Origin of the sequence: Nostoc sp., from assembly GCF_036916655.1 — a bacterium.
Taxonomy (GTDB): domain Bacteria; phylum Cyanobacteriota; class Cyanobacteriia; order Cyanobacteriales; family Nostocaceae; genus Nostoc.
Window position 1 is genome coordinate 53,258 of record NZ_JBALFY010000038.1, and the last position, 17,049, is coordinate 70,306.

At 42.4% G+C, this 17,049-nt stretch carries 15 protein-coding genes and 1 pseudogene; 7 read left to right on the plus strand and 9 right to left on the minus strand.

Annotated elements, in window-relative coordinates; genetic code table 11:
* Positions 1-99: 99 nt before the first annotated feature.
* The 4 genes from atpB to V7L31_RS10820 all read right to left on the minus strand — a co-directional run bounded on the left by atpB (position 100) and on the right by V7L31_RS10820 (position 3,158).
* Positions 100-864 (minus strand): F0F1 ATP synthase subunit A, encoded by a 765-nt coding sequence (gene atpB / locus V7L31_RS10805; RefSeq protein ID WP_292851582.1) that lies wholly within the window; start codon positions 862-864, stop codon positions 100-102.
* A 60-nt stretch (positions 865-924) separates the two neighbouring features.
* Positions 925-1,365 carry an ATP synthase subunit I gene (locus V7L31_RS10810; protein WP_334696216.1) on the minus strand — a complete coding sequence of 147 codons (441 nt, stop codon included), beginning with the start codon at positions 1,363-1,365 and terminating at the stop codon, positions 925-927.
* Positions 1,366-1,799: 434 nt separating this feature from the next.
* Positions 1,800-1,943 (minus strand): hypothetical protein, encoded by a 144-nt coding sequence (locus V7L31_RS10815; RefSeq protein WP_334696217.1) that lies wholly within the window; start codon positions 1,941-1,943, stop codon positions 1,800-1,802.
* Positions 1,944-1,976: 33 nt separating this feature from the next.
* The gene (locus tag V7L31_RS10820; RefSeq protein ID WP_334696218.1) at positions 1,977-3,158 is read right to left on the minus strand and encodes a class I SAM-dependent methyltransferase; all 1,182 of its coding nucleotides are present in this window, start codon (positions 3,156-3,158) and stop codon (positions 1,977-1,979) included.
* A gap of 196 nt (positions 3,159-3,354) precedes the next feature.
* Between V7L31_RS10820 and V7L31_RS10825 the strand changes: the two are divergent.
* From V7L31_RS10825 to V7L31_RS10835, 3 genes and pseudogenes are all read left to right on the plus strand, one after another.
* Positions 3,355-4,013 (plus strand): annotated as a pseudogene (locus tag V7L31_RS10825) (vWA domain-containing protein).
* Positions 4,014-4,023: 10 nt separating this feature from the next.
* On the plus strand, positions 4,024-4,794 hold the full coding sequence (locus V7L31_RS10830; RefSeq protein ID WP_334696219.1) for a PP2C family serine/threonine-protein phosphatase: 771 nt from the start codon (positions 4,024-4,026) through the stop codon (positions 4,792-4,794).
* 6 nt (positions 4,795-4,800) lie between these two features.
* Entirely contained in the window at positions 4,801-6,525 is a 1,725-nt protein-coding gene (locus V7L31_RS10835; RefSeq protein ID WP_334696220.1) for a tetratricopeptide repeat protein, read from the plus strand.
* Between the two features lie 103 nt (positions 6,526-6,628).
* Here V7L31_RS10835 and V7L31_RS10840 read toward each other — a convergent pair whose 3' ends face one another.
* A complete protein-coding gene (locus tag V7L31_RS10840; RefSeq protein ID WP_334696221.1) occupies positions 6,629-6,940 on the minus strand; it encodes a type II toxin-antitoxin system HicB family antitoxin in 312 nt (103 codons plus the stop codon).
* A gap of 141 nt (positions 6,941-7,081) precedes the next feature.
* Between V7L31_RS10840 and V7L31_RS10845 the strand changes: the two genes are divergently transcribed.
* Positions 7,082-7,852, plus strand: coding sequence for a 2-phosphosulfolactate phosphatase (locus tag V7L31_RS10845; protein ID WP_334696222.1), 771 nt, complete (start codon positions 7,082-7,084; stop codon positions 7,850-7,852).
* A gap of 336 nt (positions 7,853-8,188) precedes the next feature.
* Here V7L31_RS10845 and V7L31_RS10850 read toward each other — a convergent pair whose 3' ends face one another.
* Positions 8,189-8,917, minus strand: a complete 729-nt coding sequence (locus tag V7L31_RS10850; protein ID WP_334696223.1) for a Ycf66 family protein — start codon at positions 8,915-8,917, stop codon at positions 8,189-8,191.
* Positions 8,918-9,254: 337 nt separating this feature from the next.
* Here V7L31_RS10850 and gndA point away from each other — a divergent pair, with 337 nt between their 5' ends.
* Positions 9,255-10,685, plus strand: a complete 1,431-nt coding sequence (gene gndA, locus V7L31_RS10855) for an NADP-dependent phosphogluconate dehydrogenase (protein WP_334696224.1) — start codon at positions 9,255-9,257, stop codon at positions 10,683-10,685.
* A gap of 248 nt (positions 10,686-10,933) precedes the next feature.
* Here the strand turns inward: gndA and V7L31_RS10860 are convergent, their stop codons facing one another.
* From V7L31_RS10860 to V7L31_RS10870, 3 genes are all read right to left on the minus strand, one after another.
* Complete coding sequence (locus V7L31_RS10860; RefSeq protein WP_084227385.1) at positions 10,934-11,041, minus strand: photosystem II reaction center protein T; 108 nt, start codon at positions 11,039-11,041, stop codon at positions 10,934-10,936.
* Positions 11,042-11,187: 146 nt separating this feature from the next.
* Positions 11,188-12,717, minus strand: a complete 1,530-nt coding sequence (gene psbB / locus V7L31_RS10865; protein ID WP_334696225.1) for a photosystem II chlorophyll-binding protein CP47 — start codon at positions 12,715-12,717, stop codon at positions 11,188-11,190.
* A 513-nt stretch (positions 12,718-13,230) separates the two neighbouring features.
* Positions 13,231-13,557, minus strand: a complete 327-nt coding sequence (locus V7L31_RS10870) for a hypothetical protein (protein ID WP_289795423.1) — start codon at positions 13,555-13,557, stop codon at positions 13,231-13,233.
* A gap of 501 nt (positions 13,558-14,058) precedes the next feature.
* Here V7L31_RS10870 and V7L31_RS10875 point away from each other — a divergent pair.
* Both V7L31_RS10875 and V7L31_RS10880 read left to right on the plus strand, forming a co-directional pair.
* Positions 14,059-15,711 carry an ABC transporter substrate-binding protein gene (locus tag V7L31_RS10875; protein ID WP_334696226.1) on the plus strand — a complete coding sequence of 551 codons (1,653 nt, stop codon included), beginning with the start codon at positions 14,059-14,061 and terminating at the stop codon, positions 15,709-15,711.
* A gap of 147 nt (positions 15,712-15,858) precedes the next feature.
* Positions 15,859-16,884, plus strand: coding sequence for an ABC transporter permease (locus tag V7L31_RS10880; protein ID WP_292714796.1), 1,026 nt, complete (start codon positions 15,859-15,861; stop codon positions 16,882-16,884).
* Positions 16,885-17,049 lie beyond the last annotated feature (165 nt).

The following is a 17,049-nucleotide window of genomic DNA, read 5'->3' on the forward strand; positions in this document are numbered from 1 at the left end:
ACAAAATGAACAATTTTCGTGTTTAGATTTCCGATTTTAGATTTTGAATTGAATCTAAAATAAGCATCCAAAATCTAACATTACATCAACTGAGGGACTCTAATGTGACTCCTCATGTTCTTCTTCACCATGCCCCTCTAAAGCCTCATGAATGTATGCTCCGGCTAGGGTGGCAAAAACCAGAGCTTGAATGGCGCTAGTAAATAAACCCAAGGCCATTACGGGTAGAGGTACAAACAGAGGAACTAGCAGCACCAGCACCGCTACTACCAATTCATCAGCTAATATATTGCCAAATAGCCGGAAGCTGAGGGAGAGGGGCTTAGTGAAATCTTCGAGAATTGCGATCGGCAATAGAATGGGTGTCGGCTCGATATATTTCTTAAAGTAGCCCAAACCACGCTTGCTAAAACCTGCGTAAAAATACGCTAAAGAGGTCAGCAGTGCCAATGCAACAGTCGTATTGATGTCATTGGTGGGAGCTGCCAATTCACCCGAAGGTAGCTTGATGAGCTTCCAGGGAATTAGCGCCCCTGACCAGTTCGATACGAAAATAAACAGAAACAATGTGCCAATAAATGGCACCCAAGGGCGGTACTCTTTCTCACCGAGTTGGTCTTTCGCCAAACCACGAATAAATTCTAGGGCATACTCCATTAAATTTTGGATGCCACTAGGAATTCTTTTTGCATTGCGAGTAGCTGCTATTGAAGCCACTACTAGAATACTAATCACAAACCATGAGGTGAGAAAAACTTGCCCATGAATTTTAAGATTGCCCAACTGCCAGTAGAAATGATGACCTACTTCTAATGCGGCGAGGGGAAAAGAATTAAAGGCGTTTAAGACACTAAGCATTTGCATTCTTCAAGCGTTTTCCCCAACGAGCGAGGATGGGATTACTATCTTTGTGAGCCTGACTTTTTAAGAATCAGGAATGAACGCAATTTGCACCATATAGACGAGGAGCGTGGCTTTGTAAGTTAGAAATCCCAAAAAAATGGGGAGAATCTGTAGCTCACGCCATTGAGTTGCCACGAGCATTACTCCCATAAACAGAGCAAAACGAGTTTTACTCAGACTGGTTTTCTCACTACCGAGCTGCTCAACGTCTCTAGCCAACATTTTTAAGTAAACCACACCTGTACATGCCCCAATTAAATAATTTAGGGCAATGCTTAAGGAATAAAAAATCCACACAGAGATAAAAATAACCCCCGTCAAGACAAGCGTGATTACCAACAATCGCTGGAAGAGTTGATGGAACTCTTGCATGGAGTTACCTGATTCTGTGTCTCCAGAACCAGTTTTAGCATCTTGTTGCGTTGTCGGAGTGGGCGCAATTGATTCGTCTGACAAGCTCACGGGACTTGAAACCAGTACAGTTAAATATGATGACTGCACATTCAGTCAGCTGAATCATATCACGATCCGGTAACAATACTTTAGGAAAAAACAATTAACTTCTTGTCAACATCAGGCAGTCAGTAAAATCGCGCTCATCGTGGCGAGAGTGCGGCTCATGAGATGGGGAAGTGAAGGGGAGAATTATCAATAATTACTGCCTGCAAAATTCAAAATTTCTTCCAATTTCGCTTTTTTTCGGTGAATAATTGTCCTCCAGGGTCTTTGTATAAGTAGCATCTTGGTGCTTCAAATCAACTAGTGCTTGAGGAGCATAGACGCGGACTGCAAATCAGAAATTGTAGAGTAGCAGACCGCCGTTAGACATTGCACCACTGCTGAATTCCAAAAAACTCCAATTCTCTGGATGTACAATAACCGGTTTCTTGGACACTTTAATAATTTACATTAGATTTACCAAAAGTAGTGATGGGCGATCGCACTTTACCACGAGTATAAATTGCTTTGATTAACTCTGGATCAAAATTCAGAGAATAATCCAGGCTACACAAGCGAAGTCCGCACAGGCGGACTAACATCAAAATAGGGTTTCAAATTTAATCTGACGAGACTTAAGCAGGTGTCAACAAAATCAACTGCTGCTGCACAAGCCTTCTTACTTCATCCAATCCCAGTTCTACACCTACCAAAATTTCTGCAATTGTGGAATGATTATCACATCTTTGCATAAACTCAAACTCTGATACAGATAAATTAACAATCTGATAATCGTAATTAAAGAAACATTGACTGGGAAATCCCTCAATACAAGGATTAAGTTCGGGAATCGCTGTCAGTAGGGCGTTATCCTCTGTCCAATCGGCTTTGATTAAGGGAGGACGACCGAGGAAAAATTCGTAATGAGTTACTTCTGGATCTAGTAATTCTATCAGCCGGTAAAGCTGGCGATCGCTCAATTCTTTTGCCCGTTCTACTAACTCTGGTGCTTTGCCTAAAAGTCTCTCTAAATCCCAGAAACTCGGATTCGAGAAACCAATAAATTCCAATCCCGAAGCATCAATTAATTCAAACAGCGTCTCAATGTTGTAGTCAATTTCCTGGGGATGAACGTACATATCAGCAAAGTATTCATCCTTATTATTTTCTAATGACCAACGTTGTTTATCGTATTTGACAATTCGGTTATTTTCTGGTAGAGAAGCGAATATTTGTCGCCCGACTTGAACACCATCGCGGTAGTCGCCTTTTTTGTCGCCTTGAATAAGTGCGATCGCTTTTTGCATGAGTTGAATTTCCCAGCGTCCCAATTCCCCGTACACAAAAATGTGCATCAAGCCGCCTGGAACTAACTTCTTCGCCAAAGCTTGAATACCGCGAATGGGATCGGGGGTATGATGCAAAACGCCAACACAGTTAATTAAATCAAACTCACCCGGTAACTGTTCCACATCAAACAAACTGAGGTGATGAAATTCAACGCGGGTAGCCCCTGAACGCTGACAACGTTCTTTGGCTACAGCTAAAGCGCCAGTACTGAGGTCAATGCCCACAACTGAAGCTTGAGGATTGAGGTGAACTAGGTACTCTGTACCCACACCAGTACCGCAACCTGCATCTAAAATCCGAATATCTTGCCTTTGGGGTTTTTGACCTGTGCAGAAGTTATGAGCAGCTAGCCAATTCCAGCGCCAGTTGTAGCCTGGAGGCGGTTCATCCAACAGGGCTTCCGGCGGAAAGGGGTAGGTATTGTAGAGTTTGGCAACAGCAGCACTAACAGTTTGGGAATCGGCCATGATGAGGAATAACGCAGCATTTCTGAGTTTAGCGAATGCTGGACACTTCAGGTAGACAAATAATTGCGATCGCCATCAGCCCATATATTTTAAGTAGGGAAGTTGTTTCAGTAAAAACACTAGTGTTTAAGTATTTATTAGCTAATAAAATTTAATTATATATTTTGTATAATAATTTACTCAATAGGAGCATTAAATGGCTGTAGGAATGCCTGAATTCGTTGAAAATCCAGAAAATCGTTGCCCTGTAATTCTGTTGCTCGATACTTCTGGCTCTAGACAGGTAAGCCTATCCAAGAGTTAAATCGAGGACTTGCTGCTTTCAAAGAAGATGTACAAAAAGATTCCCAAGCATCGCTGAGTGTGGAAGTGGCCATGATCACATTTAGCCCCATAGTTAAACTCACGCAAGATTTTGTAACAATTGGCCAATTTACACCGCCTACATTGGAAGTAGGTGGTGTTACGCCAATGGGTGCGGCAATTGAGTATGCTTTGGATTTTCTAGAAAACCGGAAACAGACTTATCAGAACAACGGTATTCTCTATTATCGCCCTTGGGTGTTTTTGATTACAGATGGAACACCAACTGACTCCTGGAATTCAGCCGCGCAAAGATTGAGACAAGCAGAAGCACAAAGCTGACTGTTATTTTTTGCGGTTGGTGTAAAAGATGCTGATATGAATATCCTCAAACAAATTTCTCCTCCTGAACGTCCACCAGTTACGCTAAATGGCTTAGATTTTCGTGAACTGTTTGTCTGGCTTTCTGCTTCGGTGAAACGGGTTTCTAGTGGCAAAGTAGGACAAGCTGTAGCTTTACCGGCTATGGGATGGGGTCAAATTACTAGTTAGAGGAAATTTTGTGAAGTGGAAAGCTGTTCGACGTTCTGAGATTGGAACAAGTCATCAAAAACAGGGGATAGGTTGTCAAGATTATGGGAATTATCGCAGCTTTGACGATGTGATTGTAGGTGCTGTTGCTGATGGTGCTGGTAGTGCTAAACATTCTGATGTTGGTTCTCGCTTGGTGGTAGAAACAGTCCTCAAATGCTTTTCTGAAATTAATGAATTTCCTCAGAAGCAAGATTCTCAACCACTATCCCAAGAAGAAGCTCAGAAAGTGTTTGCTGAGATTGTGAACAAAGTTATTACAGAATTACAGAAGCAAGCAGCGAAAGAAGATTATTCTATCAATGATTTAGCTTGTACGTTATTGGTTTTCGTGGCGAATCCTGACTGGGTTGCAGCGATGCAAATCGGGGATGGATTTATTGTAAGGCGTTCTGAAGATTCAGAATATCAACTGTTATTTCAGCCAGATAAAGGTGAGTTTGCTAATGAAACAACTTTTATTACCTCAACAAATGCACTAAAAGAAATGCAGGTAAAGGTTATTAACGAAAAACAAGAGTTTCTTTGCGCTTCCACTGATGGACTAGAAAAAGTAGCAATTCGTTTGAGCGACTGGAAACCCTTCTTGCCTTTCTTTAAACCTTTGGAGGAATACTTGCACGAACCTGTTAATGAGGAGGAAGAAGATAAATATCTGAAGGAATTCCTCAACTCTGAACGGCTAAATTCTCGCACTGGCGATGATAAAACTTTACTTTTGTGCTTGTTTGATAGAGAGTAAAATTCGATGACAGTTCTCACCTGTGCTAGTACGGGTCAATCGATTACTCTGCTGGGTGAACGGATAGCTGATAGTGGTGAAGCTAAGGTTTGGCGAACTAATCGCAATGGTTACTTAGCGAAAGTTTACCACGACCAAACTCCTGAGCGTGTGCAAAAGTTGGCAGTGATGATAGCGCACCGACCCAAAGAGCCAAACTCTCACCTCAATCATATTTCTTTTGCTTGGCCTAAGTCGGTACTGAAAGATGCTCAGGGTAACTGTGTGGGTTTTTTAATGCCGGAAATTAAGGAAGGAAAAGAACTTATTGATATATACAACCCCAAGCGTCGTAAGGATTTGAAACTTGAGGTTGATTGGCGTTTTCTGCACACAACAGCGCTGAATATCGCCTCAATTATTGAAGCGATTCACATTTCTGGCTATGTTTTGGGTGACATCAAGCCGCAAAATATTCTTGTAAACGATCGCGCCCTACCTTCTATTATTGATACTGACTCATTTCAAGTTCGGAATCCGAAAAATAATAAGGTTTATCGTTGTCTAGTTGGTTCAGAGGGCTTTACACCACCGGAACTGATTGATCAAGATTTTTCTAGCATCGATCAAACGGAAGTACACGATCGCTTCCGGTTAACAGTGATTATCTATCAGTTGTTGTTTGGTGGTGAAAGTCCTTTTGCGGGAAAGTTGACAGGTGCGGGGGAACCTCCAGAAGCTAATGATCGTATCCGTCAGGGTTTATGGCTGTATGCACCAAACGGTTTGATGCAACCTGTAGAAAGGACAATTCCTCTTGAGATTATTCACCCAGAGGTTCAGCGATGTTTTCTCAGATGCTTTAACGATGGTTATAAAAATTCTAACTTGCGCCCAACTGCTGGGGATTGGGTAAAGGCGCTCAGACTTGCTGTTAATGAGTTAACTATCTGTGGAAAAGTAGACAGCCACTACTACAGCCGAACTTATGGTAAGTGTTATTGGTGCGATCGCTCCGTAAAACTTGGTATTGATATATTTCCTAAAAAACATACCTCTTACAAAGATAAAGATGCCGATGCCTACAACAACCGGGGACTTAGCCGTTATGTATTGGGAGATATAAAGGGCGCAATAAACGATTACAACCAAGCTTTGCGTATTAATCCTAATCATGCCGATGCATACAACAATCGGGAGCTTGCACGTTCTACACTAGGAGACAAACAGGGAGCAATAAACGATTACAACCAAGCTTTACATATTGATGCCAACTTTACGCAAGCCTACATAAATCTGCTAATTATCCGTTATAAAATGATTGCTCTGATTTTAATAGGTTTAATAGCAGTTTCTTCACTTTCACTGATTATTTTTGCTAATAATTTGAATTCTGAAACAAATTCTAACCTTGATAAAGACTACGTTAACCGTTGTTCAGAGCATTTTAAATTGAAAGATTATACTGAAGCAGTAGATGACTGTAACGAAGCAGTTAAGATAAATTCTAATAATGATGAAGCTTACTTTTTACGAGGTGCAGCATATTTCAAATTGAAAGATTATACTGAAGCAGTAAATAACTGTAACAAAGCAGTTAATATAAATCCCAATAATGATAAAGTCTACTTTTTACGAGGTGCTAGTCATAGTATGAATAAGAATATGTATCAAGGAATGGAAGATTTTCGGAAAGCTGCAAGCTTAGGGAACGAAGAAGCTAAGGAAATCCTCAAAGATATTCAACAATAGAAGAAGGAATACATAAGTTTAGCCAAATCCAAATATAGTATTCTTAAATTATTCAAATCTAAATTTACCTTAACTCCCTTCTTTCATCTAATTCGCGCCGATATTATTCTATATATTCCAGTATCTCATCAAATTGCGAATCATCTTTATATTTACCAGCTATTTTTAACCAAGGGTTTTCTACTACTTGGGGTACTTTAATTGCTAAAGTGACTATCTTGGCAGATTCTAAACGATGTTGCAAACTTTGACTAAGTTTTTCTATCGCTTCCGTTTCTGTATTTCCCAAACCTTGACAGTCTGGTAAGCCTAGCACTGTCGCACTAACTCCACCATCTTGTTGATTTTCAATCAGCACATCATAAGTTAACTTGGGTGCAGTATTGTTAGGATAAGTTTTTACAGTTAAATTCATAATATTTTCAACCTGGAAGTTTTATATTGATTATAACTGCTCACCTACTTACTGCTAACCTTTAGTTTGTACGTGTTAGCGTAGCGTTTCGTAGATGACTACAAACCTTTAATTATTTACGTTGGCTTACTTATCTATGGTTTGATTTTTATCATATTGTCTTTTGCGATCGCACCAATGATTTACAACCAATCGGAGTTTAATTTACGCTGTGAATGGGGGCCAAAAGGAGTTGCTGAACTCGCTCCTATCAGTGATGTAGTTGTGATAGTTGACGTTCTCTCTTTTTCTACTTGTGTAGAAATTGCTACCAACAATGGAGCGATAATTTTTCCCTACGCAATGAGAGATGAATCTGTGATAGATTATGCCAAGTCAGTGCGAGCAGAATTGGCAAGTCATAGACAACGTTGGACAATAAGTGGATATTCTCTCTCGCCAAAATCGCTAGCTCAGATTCCTGCTGGAACCAGACTAGTTTTACCATCACCCAATGGTTCTTTTCTGACTTTACATACAGGGAATACACCAACTTTGGCTGGTTGCTTGCGAAATTGCCAAGCTATAGCGCAGTTTGCTCAAAAGTATGGTGATAAAATTGCTGTGATTCCTGCCGGGGAGAGGTGGAAAGATGATGGTAGTCTACGTCCTGCATTTGAAGATTTAATTGGTGCTGGCGCAATTCTCAGTTATTTAGATGGCAGTCTATCACCAGAAGCCGAAGTCGCTGTGACAACATTTCAGGCTTTCCAGCAGGATTTACTGGGATACTTGAAAAAATGCAGTTCTGGTAAAGAGTTGATTGAAAAAGGTTTTGAGTCAGATGTTGAACTATCCGCCGCTTACAACGTAAGTGATTGCGTGCCTTTATTTACTGATAATGCTTATATAAATTACAGGCTACAAGGTTAATTAAACGTCGCACTGATTGGTTTGGCAATATTTGGCATTATCTATAAATTCTTGGAACTTATTCAAGGGAATTATCTGTGCAATGATGATCCACTCTGGGCAAAAAAGATTTTTTAGCGGTAAACAAGGAGAACATACTTTAAAAACGCAAGTTAGTTGAGAGCCTTCCCTAAACTATGCTTTAAAATTTATCTAAATTCATTAAAGCCTTAACTTATACTTCTTACTGAACTCGTACCACTGCTTAAAGAATTATCTCACAAGAACATTAAAGCAAGTTGAGTGAAACCCGACATTATATTAGGTTAATGGTGGGTTTCACAGCATTCAACTACCTTAATTAGGCGGTATTTGTTCCGGTGGCGTTTCTGCTGGGGGAGCGAGTGCCGCATCCGGCGCAATTTCTTCTACGGGAATCGGTTGCTTATCCTCAATTTCAAAATCTGGTTGCGCTGCTTCCACCAATTCAGGAGATGGGGGATGTGGGGGAATCGCTTCCGGTACAATCTCAGTTTTTGCTTCGGTGTCAGTAGTAACTATCTCCTCTACTGGTGGTTTTGGTATGACAATAGTTTTGTCAATAATCTCAACAGCAGGTTTCTCTGACAGTACAGAAGTAATATCTTCAGGTTTGGGGGTTGTGGGCGTTTTTTTACTCACAGTCTGCTGCACTTTGTCTTTCGCGCCACTGAAGGTGCTACCCAGACCTTTTTGCAACTGACCTAGCCGTTCCTGAAGGGACAACTTATTTACCTGTTCTTGAATGCCAGTTTTTACCGTCTCAGCACTGGGTACTTGGGTTTGTTGTGCCTGTGGGGTCAATTGCCGACGTAATGATAGAGTTTGCCAGCCAAACCAGACCAAAAGAGCCACACTAGCCACATGACCCAGCAACAAGCCTCCAGTAATGCGTGGTGCAAACACCCATAAGACTAAAGCATAGAACAATCCTACACCACTCCAGATAAAGTCATTCTTGCGGTGGATTTCTGGAAAAAAGAAAGCTGCTATGTAAATGGCTAAACTACCAAGACCGACCACCAAAGCTAGGACAAATGCCAGCATTATTTGGTTACTCCTTTGACTAGAGATTGGGGACTGGGGATCGGGTACTGGGGATCGGGTACTGGGTATTAGGTATTAGGAAGAAAAACTAATTTAGTGAATTAAATTCCTTCCTAGTGCCCAGTCCCCAGTCTCCAGTCCCCAGTCCCTCAACTAACAATTTTGCAAATTTTGCCAGTCAATTGTTGATTTAGATACAATTTAAAATTAATTATCCATGTTAGTTGTGGATTTTTGTCATTTATATCAAGTCTTAAGGTCTTCTTTAGGGGAGAACGGAAAATATCGGACTACCCTTATAGGTAAAGGATCTGCAAGAGTTAGCCAGAAATTTTTTATGACACTACAAAGCTTTGGTGTGATTGGATTAGCCGTTATGGGTGAGAACATCGCTCTCAACGTGGAGCGCAATGGCTTCCCAATTGCAGTTTACAACCGCTCCCGCGAAAAAACGGATGCGTTTATGGCGCAGCGTGCTACAGGACGGAACGTCAAAGCCGCCTTTACTCTAGAAGAATTCGTTGCTTTATTGGAACGTCCCCGCAAAATTCTAGTAATGGTGCAAGCTGGTAAGCCAGTGGATGCGGTGATTGCTCAACTCAAACCCTTGTTAGAAGAAGGCGATATCATTATCGATGGTGGCAACTCTTGGTTTGAAGATACGGAACGCCGCACTCAGGAATTAGAACCTACTGGGCTTCGTTATCTTGGTATGGGTGTCAGTGGCGGTGAAGAAGGGGCGTTGAATGGCCCATCTCTGATGCCTGGAGGTACAACAAGCTCTTACGAGTTTCTATCACCAATTTTCAACAAAATTGCTGCCCAAGTCGATGATGGCCCTTGTGTAACCTACATTGGTCCTGGTGGTTCTGGCCACTATGTAAAAATGGTACACAACGGCATTGAGTACGGCGATATGCAGCTAATTGCTGAAGCCTACGACTTGCTGAAAAATGTTGCTGGGTTAAATCCTAGTCAGCTACATGACGTGTTTGCTGAATGGAATACCACTGATGAACTCGATTCATTTTTGATCGAGATTACGAAGAATATCTTTCCATATATTGACCCAGACACAAATAAACCCCTGGTGGATTTGATTGTTGACGCAGCAGGTCAAAAGGGAACTGGACGCTGGACTGTACAAACTGCGTTGGAATTAGGAGTCTCTATCCCTACAATTACAGCAGCAGTTAATGCCCGGATTATATCTTCGATTAAAGAAGAGCGGGTTGCAGCATCGAAAGTCCTCACAGGCCCCAGTGGCAAGTATGACGGGCAAACTAAGGACTTTATCAATAAAGTACGTGATGCTCTCTATTGCTCAAAAATCTGTTCTTATGCTCAAGGGATGGCGTTGCTATCCACAGCTTCCAAAACATATAACTGGAATTTGGATCTGGGCGAAATGGCGCGGATTTGGAAAGGTGGTTGTATTATTCGCGCTCGCTTTTTGAATAAGATTAAGAAGGCTTTTAGCGAAAATCCAGCTTTGCCTAACTTGCTGTTAGCTCCCGAATTTAAGCAGACAATTCTCGACAGACAGACTGCTTGGCGGGAAGTGATTGCGACAGCTGCAACAGTGGGAATTCCAGTACCCGCATTTAGCGCCTCCTTGGATTATTTTGACAGCTATCGCCGCGATCGCTTACCTCAAAACTTGACTCAAGCACAACGCGACTACTTTGGCGCACATACTTATCTACGTCTTGATAAGCCCGGAAGTTTCCACACTGAATGGGTTCCTATTACTGAAGCCGACAAGTAAACTTTCACAGGTCTAAATTCCCAATTGATTGGAAAAATTTAGACTGTTTCAGAATAAATATTACAGGTGACTCTGAAATTCAGAGTCACCTTTTTTTGTGTTGAGGTTTTCTAGACGCGATAAATCGTCGTCTCTACAAGTATTTTGGGCTTATCTGAACTGTATTGAGATAAAAAATAATATCCGTTGCTACTAAGTATGGTAGCAACGGATATTAACGTTAAATCTGTTTGCTCTGGGAATAGGATCTACTTATCTTTTGGTTTCTCAAAGCGAGGGGGTTCGCGAAATGCGATCGCAAAAAAGAGAGTACCTATACAGAGAGTAAAAATCAAGATGTACGCAACGCTTTCCATATTACGATTTCCTCTTTATCCAGCTAGTTAATGAGGGATTAGGGATTGGGTACTGGGTGAAAAGATGCAGAGGGGTAGGGGGCGGGGAGCAGAGGGGAAAAACTCTTCTCCCTTAGCTTCGTCCCCAGTCCCTAGTTCCCAGTCCCTTAAAGGGCTTCCTTCCGGCGGGTTGACTTGTCACCCACTTTCTGGAATAGACCCCACTCAACTTGCTCTTCTAGATCCGCATCAACACCGGCAAATACGTCTCGGTAGATTGTCCGAGAACCATGCCAGAGATGACCAAAGAAGAACAGCAGAGCAAATACGGCGTGTCCAAAGGTAAACCAACCTCTAGGACTGGTGCGGAATACACCATCAGAGTTCAAGGTTTCTCGGTCAAATTCAAAGATTTCACCACCTTGAGCCTTACGAGCATACTTCTTCACATCAGCTGGTTCTGTAAAGGTCTTACCATTCAGATTGCCGCCGTAGAAACTAACGGTGACACCAGATTGCTCGAAGCTATACTTAGATTCTGCCCGACGGAAGGGAATGTCAGCGCGGACAATTCCATCTGCATCGGTCAAAATTACTGGGAAGGTTTCAAAGAAGTTGGGGAGACGACGCACGGTCAATTCCCGTCCTTCAGAATCTTTGAATACGGCGTGACCTTGCCAAGATTGGGCAATACCATCACCCTTCACCATCGGCCCTGTACGGAATAGACCGCCTTTCGCGGGGCTATTACCGACGTAATCGTAGAAAGCCAGTTTTTCGGGAATCTGCGACCAAGCTTGGTCAAGGGTTGCACCTTGAGCAACGCTAGTTTGAACGCGGCGCTGAATTTCTTGACTGAAGTAGCGTTGATCCCATTGATAGCGGGTGGGGCCAAACAATTCGATGGGTGTGGCGGCGTTACCGTACCACATAGTACCAGCAACAACGAAAGCAGCGAAGAAGACTGCTGCAATACTGCTAGAAAGTACTGTTTCAATATTCCCCATCCGTAGGGCTTTGTAGAGCCGTTCGGGGGGTCTAACTGTGAGGTGGAATAAGCCTGCAATAATACCAACAACACCAGCAGCAATGTGGTGAGCCGCAATGCCACCAGGGTTATAGGGGTTAAAGCCATCTGGCCCCCATTCTGGTGCTACTGCCTGTGCTGCGCCAGTTATACCATAGGCGTCAGAAACCCATATCCCCGGCCCAAATAGTCCGGTGACGTGAAAAGCACCAAATCCAAAACAAAGTAGACCAGATAAGAACAGGTGAATGCCAAACATTTTTGGCAAGTCTAAGGCGGGTTCACCAGTGCGGGGATCTCTAAATAGTTCCAAATCCCAGTAAACCCAGTGCCATACGGCAGCTAGGAACAGCAGACCGGAAAGAACAATGTGAGCAGCAGCAACGCCTTCAAATGACCAGAAACCAGGATCGCTGGATGGGCCACCAGTAACGTTCCAACCGCCCCAAGATTGGGTAACGCCCAAACGTGACATGAAGGGCAAGACGAACATCCCTTGACGCCACATCGGGTTGAGAATCGGATCGCTAGGATCAAAAACAGCTAGTTCGTAGAGTGCCATCGAACCAGCCCAGCCTGCTACTAAGGCTGTGTGCATTAGGTGTACAGAAATCAGTCGCCCTGGATCATTCAGAACGACTGTATGTACTCGGTACCAGGGTAGTCCCATCGACTACGCTCCTCCTCGATGAGTTAGTTTACAAAGCAATTTTCTTACTGAGGTTATGAGAGACGAAAAACGCCACTCATAAAACTCTCTCTTGTTTTTTGTTATTGCCAGAGCCAGAGTACTACCACAGCTTAGTCTTAAAAAGTCATACACCGTGGGTACTTTGGCAATGCTTACTCGCTTCGGGAGGTTTACCTATGTAGGGTAGCCATCGCCAAGCAAAAATGAGAATGTTTTAAAAAGTGTAACTATTGATGGAATTGTTTGCAAGCGTGTAAATTGATGCGATCGCGTAGCATCTCCAAGTTTTTTCGCTACCAATACCCGTTGGGGATTAAATTTGCTTATCTTTTCTTGATGTGGGGAGTGGGGAGTAGGGGAGGCAGGGGAGCAGGGGAGCAGGGGAGCAGGGGAGCAGGGGAGCAGGGGAGCAGGGGAGCAGGGGAGAAGAGAAGTTGTAATAATGTTTTATCCCCTCTGCCCCTCTGCCCCCCTGCCCCCCATGCCCACTATCTACTGAACTACCAAGTGGATATTTTGCAGTTGACACTTCGCCTCGGCTGTACCCAGGCGTTCGATTACCTGTTCGGCGCTCATCAGACGCTTGAGTACTACTTGACCGATGGTCTGACTACCAATTACTGGTGTTGTTGGCTTCACTTCCACGGTTAAAACGGCTTCTTCAACTCGATAAAGCCAGAGCAATTCATTTTCTTCGACTAAACAAATATTCATTCGCTGAATATCTGGCTGGCGTCGCCATGCAGTTATTTGCCAGAGTCCATCAGATGCCCAGACTCTTGCAACTGCCCATCCCTCAGATAGAAAGAAATACTTCACGGTCTTAGTCTCACTATTTCGACTTTCAATCTGCTGTTAACAATATCGCGATCGCTTTAGTCGCTGATGTTCAAACACTCTTCTTTTTGACAATACAGCTAATTTGACGATAAAACGCTTTATCGGTATCTGTGCCCAAGCAGCAACAGGCTAAGTCTTTACATAAACTACTTAGGCTAAGGTCAAAGCTTAAGTTCCTCGTAACTATGAATCTACGACAAATTCAACCAATGTTGAAAATCTTAAATTAAATAAAAATTTTTCAATACGCAAGAAAACCACCTTAATGTATTTTTGTAACAAATTAATATAGTGTGTAAATGTAGCCCGTCGTATATATCGTCACAGTAGCAATAAACTTAACCTTAGGCGTAGATATTGCTAACCAAAGCGCGTGCTGCATCCAAAAAGAACCACTATCTTCTATATTTATGAAGATTCAGCACAATAGTCACAAATGTAGTAAGATTACTGACCGCTGATATCAAATATATTATTGCTATGTCCTGGTTTTCCTTGTCGGTGAAACGGTGGGGTCGGATTACACAATTCCTATCTTTGTTTTGTCTATGTTTATTTTTAGTTGTTAGTTGCGCTCCTCGTCCGCAGTCTACTACGCCGCCATCTGGTTCTGTAAATACCCCTACAGGTGATGGTCGGATTACTATCGGTACAACAGCCAAGCCAAGAACCCTCGATCCGGCTGATGCTTATGAGTTAGCATCTTTAGGTTTGGTGTTTAATATGAGCGATCGCCTCTATAATTACGAACCAGGAAGCACCGAAATTAAGCCCCAACTAGCTACAGCATTACCCAAAGTCAGTCAAGACGGCTTAACCTATACTATCCCCTTACGTCAGGGAGTCGTTTTTCACGATGGGACTCCCTTTAACGCTCAAGCAATGGCCTTTACCATCAACCGCTTTATTCAAAATAAAGGAAAACCCTCATTCTTACTAGCTGATATAGTAGATTCGATCAAACCGACAAGCGAGTATGAGTTGACAATTAAGCTGAAAAAGCCCTTTGCAGCGTTTCCCTCACTGTTGGCATTTCCTGGGGTGTGTGCAGTTTCACCAAAAGCTTACGAACTTGGCGCTGGTAAATTCAAGCCGAATATTTTTGTAGGAACTGGCCCTTACAAATTAGCGCAGTATGGTACTGATTCCATCCGATTTGATGTGTTTGATAAATATTGGGGAGAAAAACCAGCTAACAAGGGTGTTAACCTCCAAATCCAAACTAGTCCGGTTAATTTGTTTAATGCTTTTCGTACAGGTGCAGTGGATGTAGCTTATCTGTCGCTGCAACCAGATCAAAATCGGAGTTTGGAAGAAGGTGGTAAAAAAGGGGATTGGCAAGCGATCGCAGCTGAAGGTAGTGTAGTAAGTTATCTGGTATTGAACCGGAATCAAAAGCCTTTAGATAAATTAGAGGTAAGACAAGCGATCGCATCCATCATTGACCGTCCACTTTTAAATGAACGAGTCTTACTTGGTCAAGCAGATCCGCTTTACAGTATGATTCCCACGACATTTAAAGTTTCTGTGCCATTATTCAAAGAGAAATATGGCGATGCTAACTTCGATCAAGCTAAAAAATTATTAACTACCGCTGGTTTCTCTAAAGAAAATCCCGCAAAAGTGCAAGTTTGGTATCCTTCTAGTTCACCTACTCGTAGTTTGGCAGCACAGACACTCAAATCTCTTGTGGATGTCAAAATGGATGGAATACTGCAATTTGAAGTCACTCCCGCCGAAGGGCCAGCCTTCTTTAAAGACATTGCTAAGGGTTTGTATCCAGCAGCTTTACTAGATTGGTATCCAGACTTTTTAGATCCAGATAATTACGTCCAGCCATTTTTGGCTTGTGACAAAGGTTCAGTTACTAAAGGATGCGAAGATGGAGGTAGTCAAACTCAGGGTTCGTTCTACTATAGCGAAGCCATCAATAAACTGATTGATCAGCAACGCAAAGAACTAAATCCCGAAGCGCGTCAGAAAATTTTTACCGAAATTCAAACGCAAGTAACTACTGATGTACCTTACGTTCCCTTATGGCAAAGCAAAGACTATGTATTTGCCCAAAAGGGTGTTAGTAGCGTACAACTTAATCCTACTCAAATTCTGGTTTACCAGACACTTAAAAAGTAGTCATTGGTCATTAGTCATTGGTCATTAGTAATGACTAATGACCAATGACTATGCAATAAAATATTTCATGTTCAATCAATATATATCTAGTTAATAGCTAAGATATTCACAAAAACTGCATTTTTAATTTTAAACTTTTAATTGCTTATGTCTCGCTCTAAAGCTTTACAATATTACATTGTTTCTCGGTTGCTTCTTGCGCCACTTCAACTATTAACGATTATCACCATTGTATTTCTCTTACTAAGAGCAACACCAGGAGATCCAGCAGATGCAATTCTTGGTGGACGTGCGCCGGAAGCTGCTAAGGAAGAATTGCGAAAACAACTTGGTTTAAATCTTCCCCTGTGGCTACAGTATCTAAATTATTTGGGAAGTATACTACGCTTTGACTTGGGAACTTCTTTAATGAGTCGCGGACAAAATGTCTGGGACATCATTGGGCAATATTTCCCGGCGACGGTGGAGTTAGCAGTATGTAGTATGGCCGTTGCACTCATCGTCGGAATTGCGGTTGGGACTCTTTCGGCTTCCCGTCCTGGGACATATTTTGATGTCGGTGGGCGCTTATTTGGTATCATCACCTACGCACTCCCCATGTTTTGGGCGGGAATGCTTTTGCAGTTGATTTTCTCAGTCCAATTGGGTTGGTTTCCCAATTCCAACCGCTTTCCGCCTAATCTCCCGGCTCCCACTCCTGTCACTGGATTGTATACAATTGATAGCTTACTCGGTGGAAATTTCACCCAGTTTTTCACATCTTTACACCATCTGGCTCTACCGAGTCTCACACTAGGAATTTTGCTCAGTGGGATTTTTGAGCGAATTGTGCGAGTGAATTTAAAGCAAACCTTGCAAGCCGATTATGTAGAAGCCGCTAGAGCTAGAGGTATTGGTGAAAATAAGATTTTAGCCTCTCACGCTTTAAAGAATGCTTTAATTCCAGTGATTACAGTCTTGGGATTAACCTTTGCGTCTCTGTTAGGTGGAGCGATTTTGACAGAGGTAACATTTTCTTGGCCTGGTTTGGCTAATCGATTGTATCAAGCGATCGCCGATCGCGATTATCCCACAGTCCAGGGAGTGCTGGTATTTTTTGGTGCGATCGTTGTGAGTGCCAGTATTTTGATTGATATTTTAAATGCTTACGTAGATCCGCGAATTCGATATTAGCAAAAAGTCATTCTTGGTTGATTTCTTGTGAGGCGGGCATCTTGCCTGTCCTTTTTTGTAATTTCATAACTTAACGTGAGTTCGACGGTTGGAAAAAGGCAAAAAGCTTGCTAGATAGAAATTTGATAACCTGTGCAGGGATATAGCGATCGCTCAGAAGGAGTT

What these genes read in the sequence shown, in the direction of transcription:
- V7L31_RS10815 (WP_334696217.1), bottom strand. Translation starts at nt 1,943, where the DNA reads ATGTTAGTCCGCCTGTGCGGACTTCGCTTGTGTAGCCTGGATTATTCT.
- V7L31_RS10820 (WP_334696218.1), bottom strand. Translation starts at nt 3,158, where the DNA reads ATGGCCGATTCCCAAACTGTTAGTGCTGCTGTTGCCAAACTCTACAAT.
- V7L31_RS10850 (WP_334696223.1), bottom strand. Translation starts at nt 8,917, where the DNA reads ATGCTGGCATTTGTCCTAGCTTTGGTGGTCGGTCTTGGTAGTTTAGCC.
- V7L31_RS10875 (WP_334696226.1), top strand. Translation starts at nt 14,059, where the DNA reads ATGTCCTGGTTTTCCTTGTCGGTGAAACGGTGGGGTCGGATTACACAA.
- V7L31_RS10840 (WP_334696221.1), bottom strand. Translation starts at nt 6,940, where the DNA reads ATGAATTTAACTGTAAAAACTTATCCTAACAATACTGCACCCAAGTTA.
- atpB (WP_292851582.1), bottom strand. Translation starts at nt 864, where the DNA reads ATGCAAATGCTTAGTGTCTTAAACGCCTTTAATTCTTTTCCCCTCGCC.
- V7L31_RS10880 (WP_292714796.1), top strand. Translation starts at nt 15,859, where the DNA reads ATGTCTCGCTCTAAAGCTTTACAATATTACATTGTTTCTCGGTTGCTT.
- psbB (WP_334696225.1), bottom strand. Translation starts at nt 12,717, where the DNA reads ATGGGACTACCCTGGTACCGAGTACATACAGTCGTTCTGAATGATCCA.
- gndA (WP_334696224.1), top strand. Translation starts at nt 9,255, where the DNA reads ATGACACTACAAAGCTTTGGTGTGATTGGATTAGCCGTTATGGGTGAG.
- V7L31_RS10835 (WP_334696220.1), top strand. Translation starts at nt 4,801, where the DNA reads ATGACAGTTCTCACCTGTGCTAGTACGGGTCAATCGATTACTCTGCTG.
- V7L31_RS10860 (WP_084227385.1), bottom strand. Translation starts at nt 11,041, where the DNA reads ATGGAAAGCGTTGCGTACATCTTGATTTTTACTCTCTGTATAGGTACT.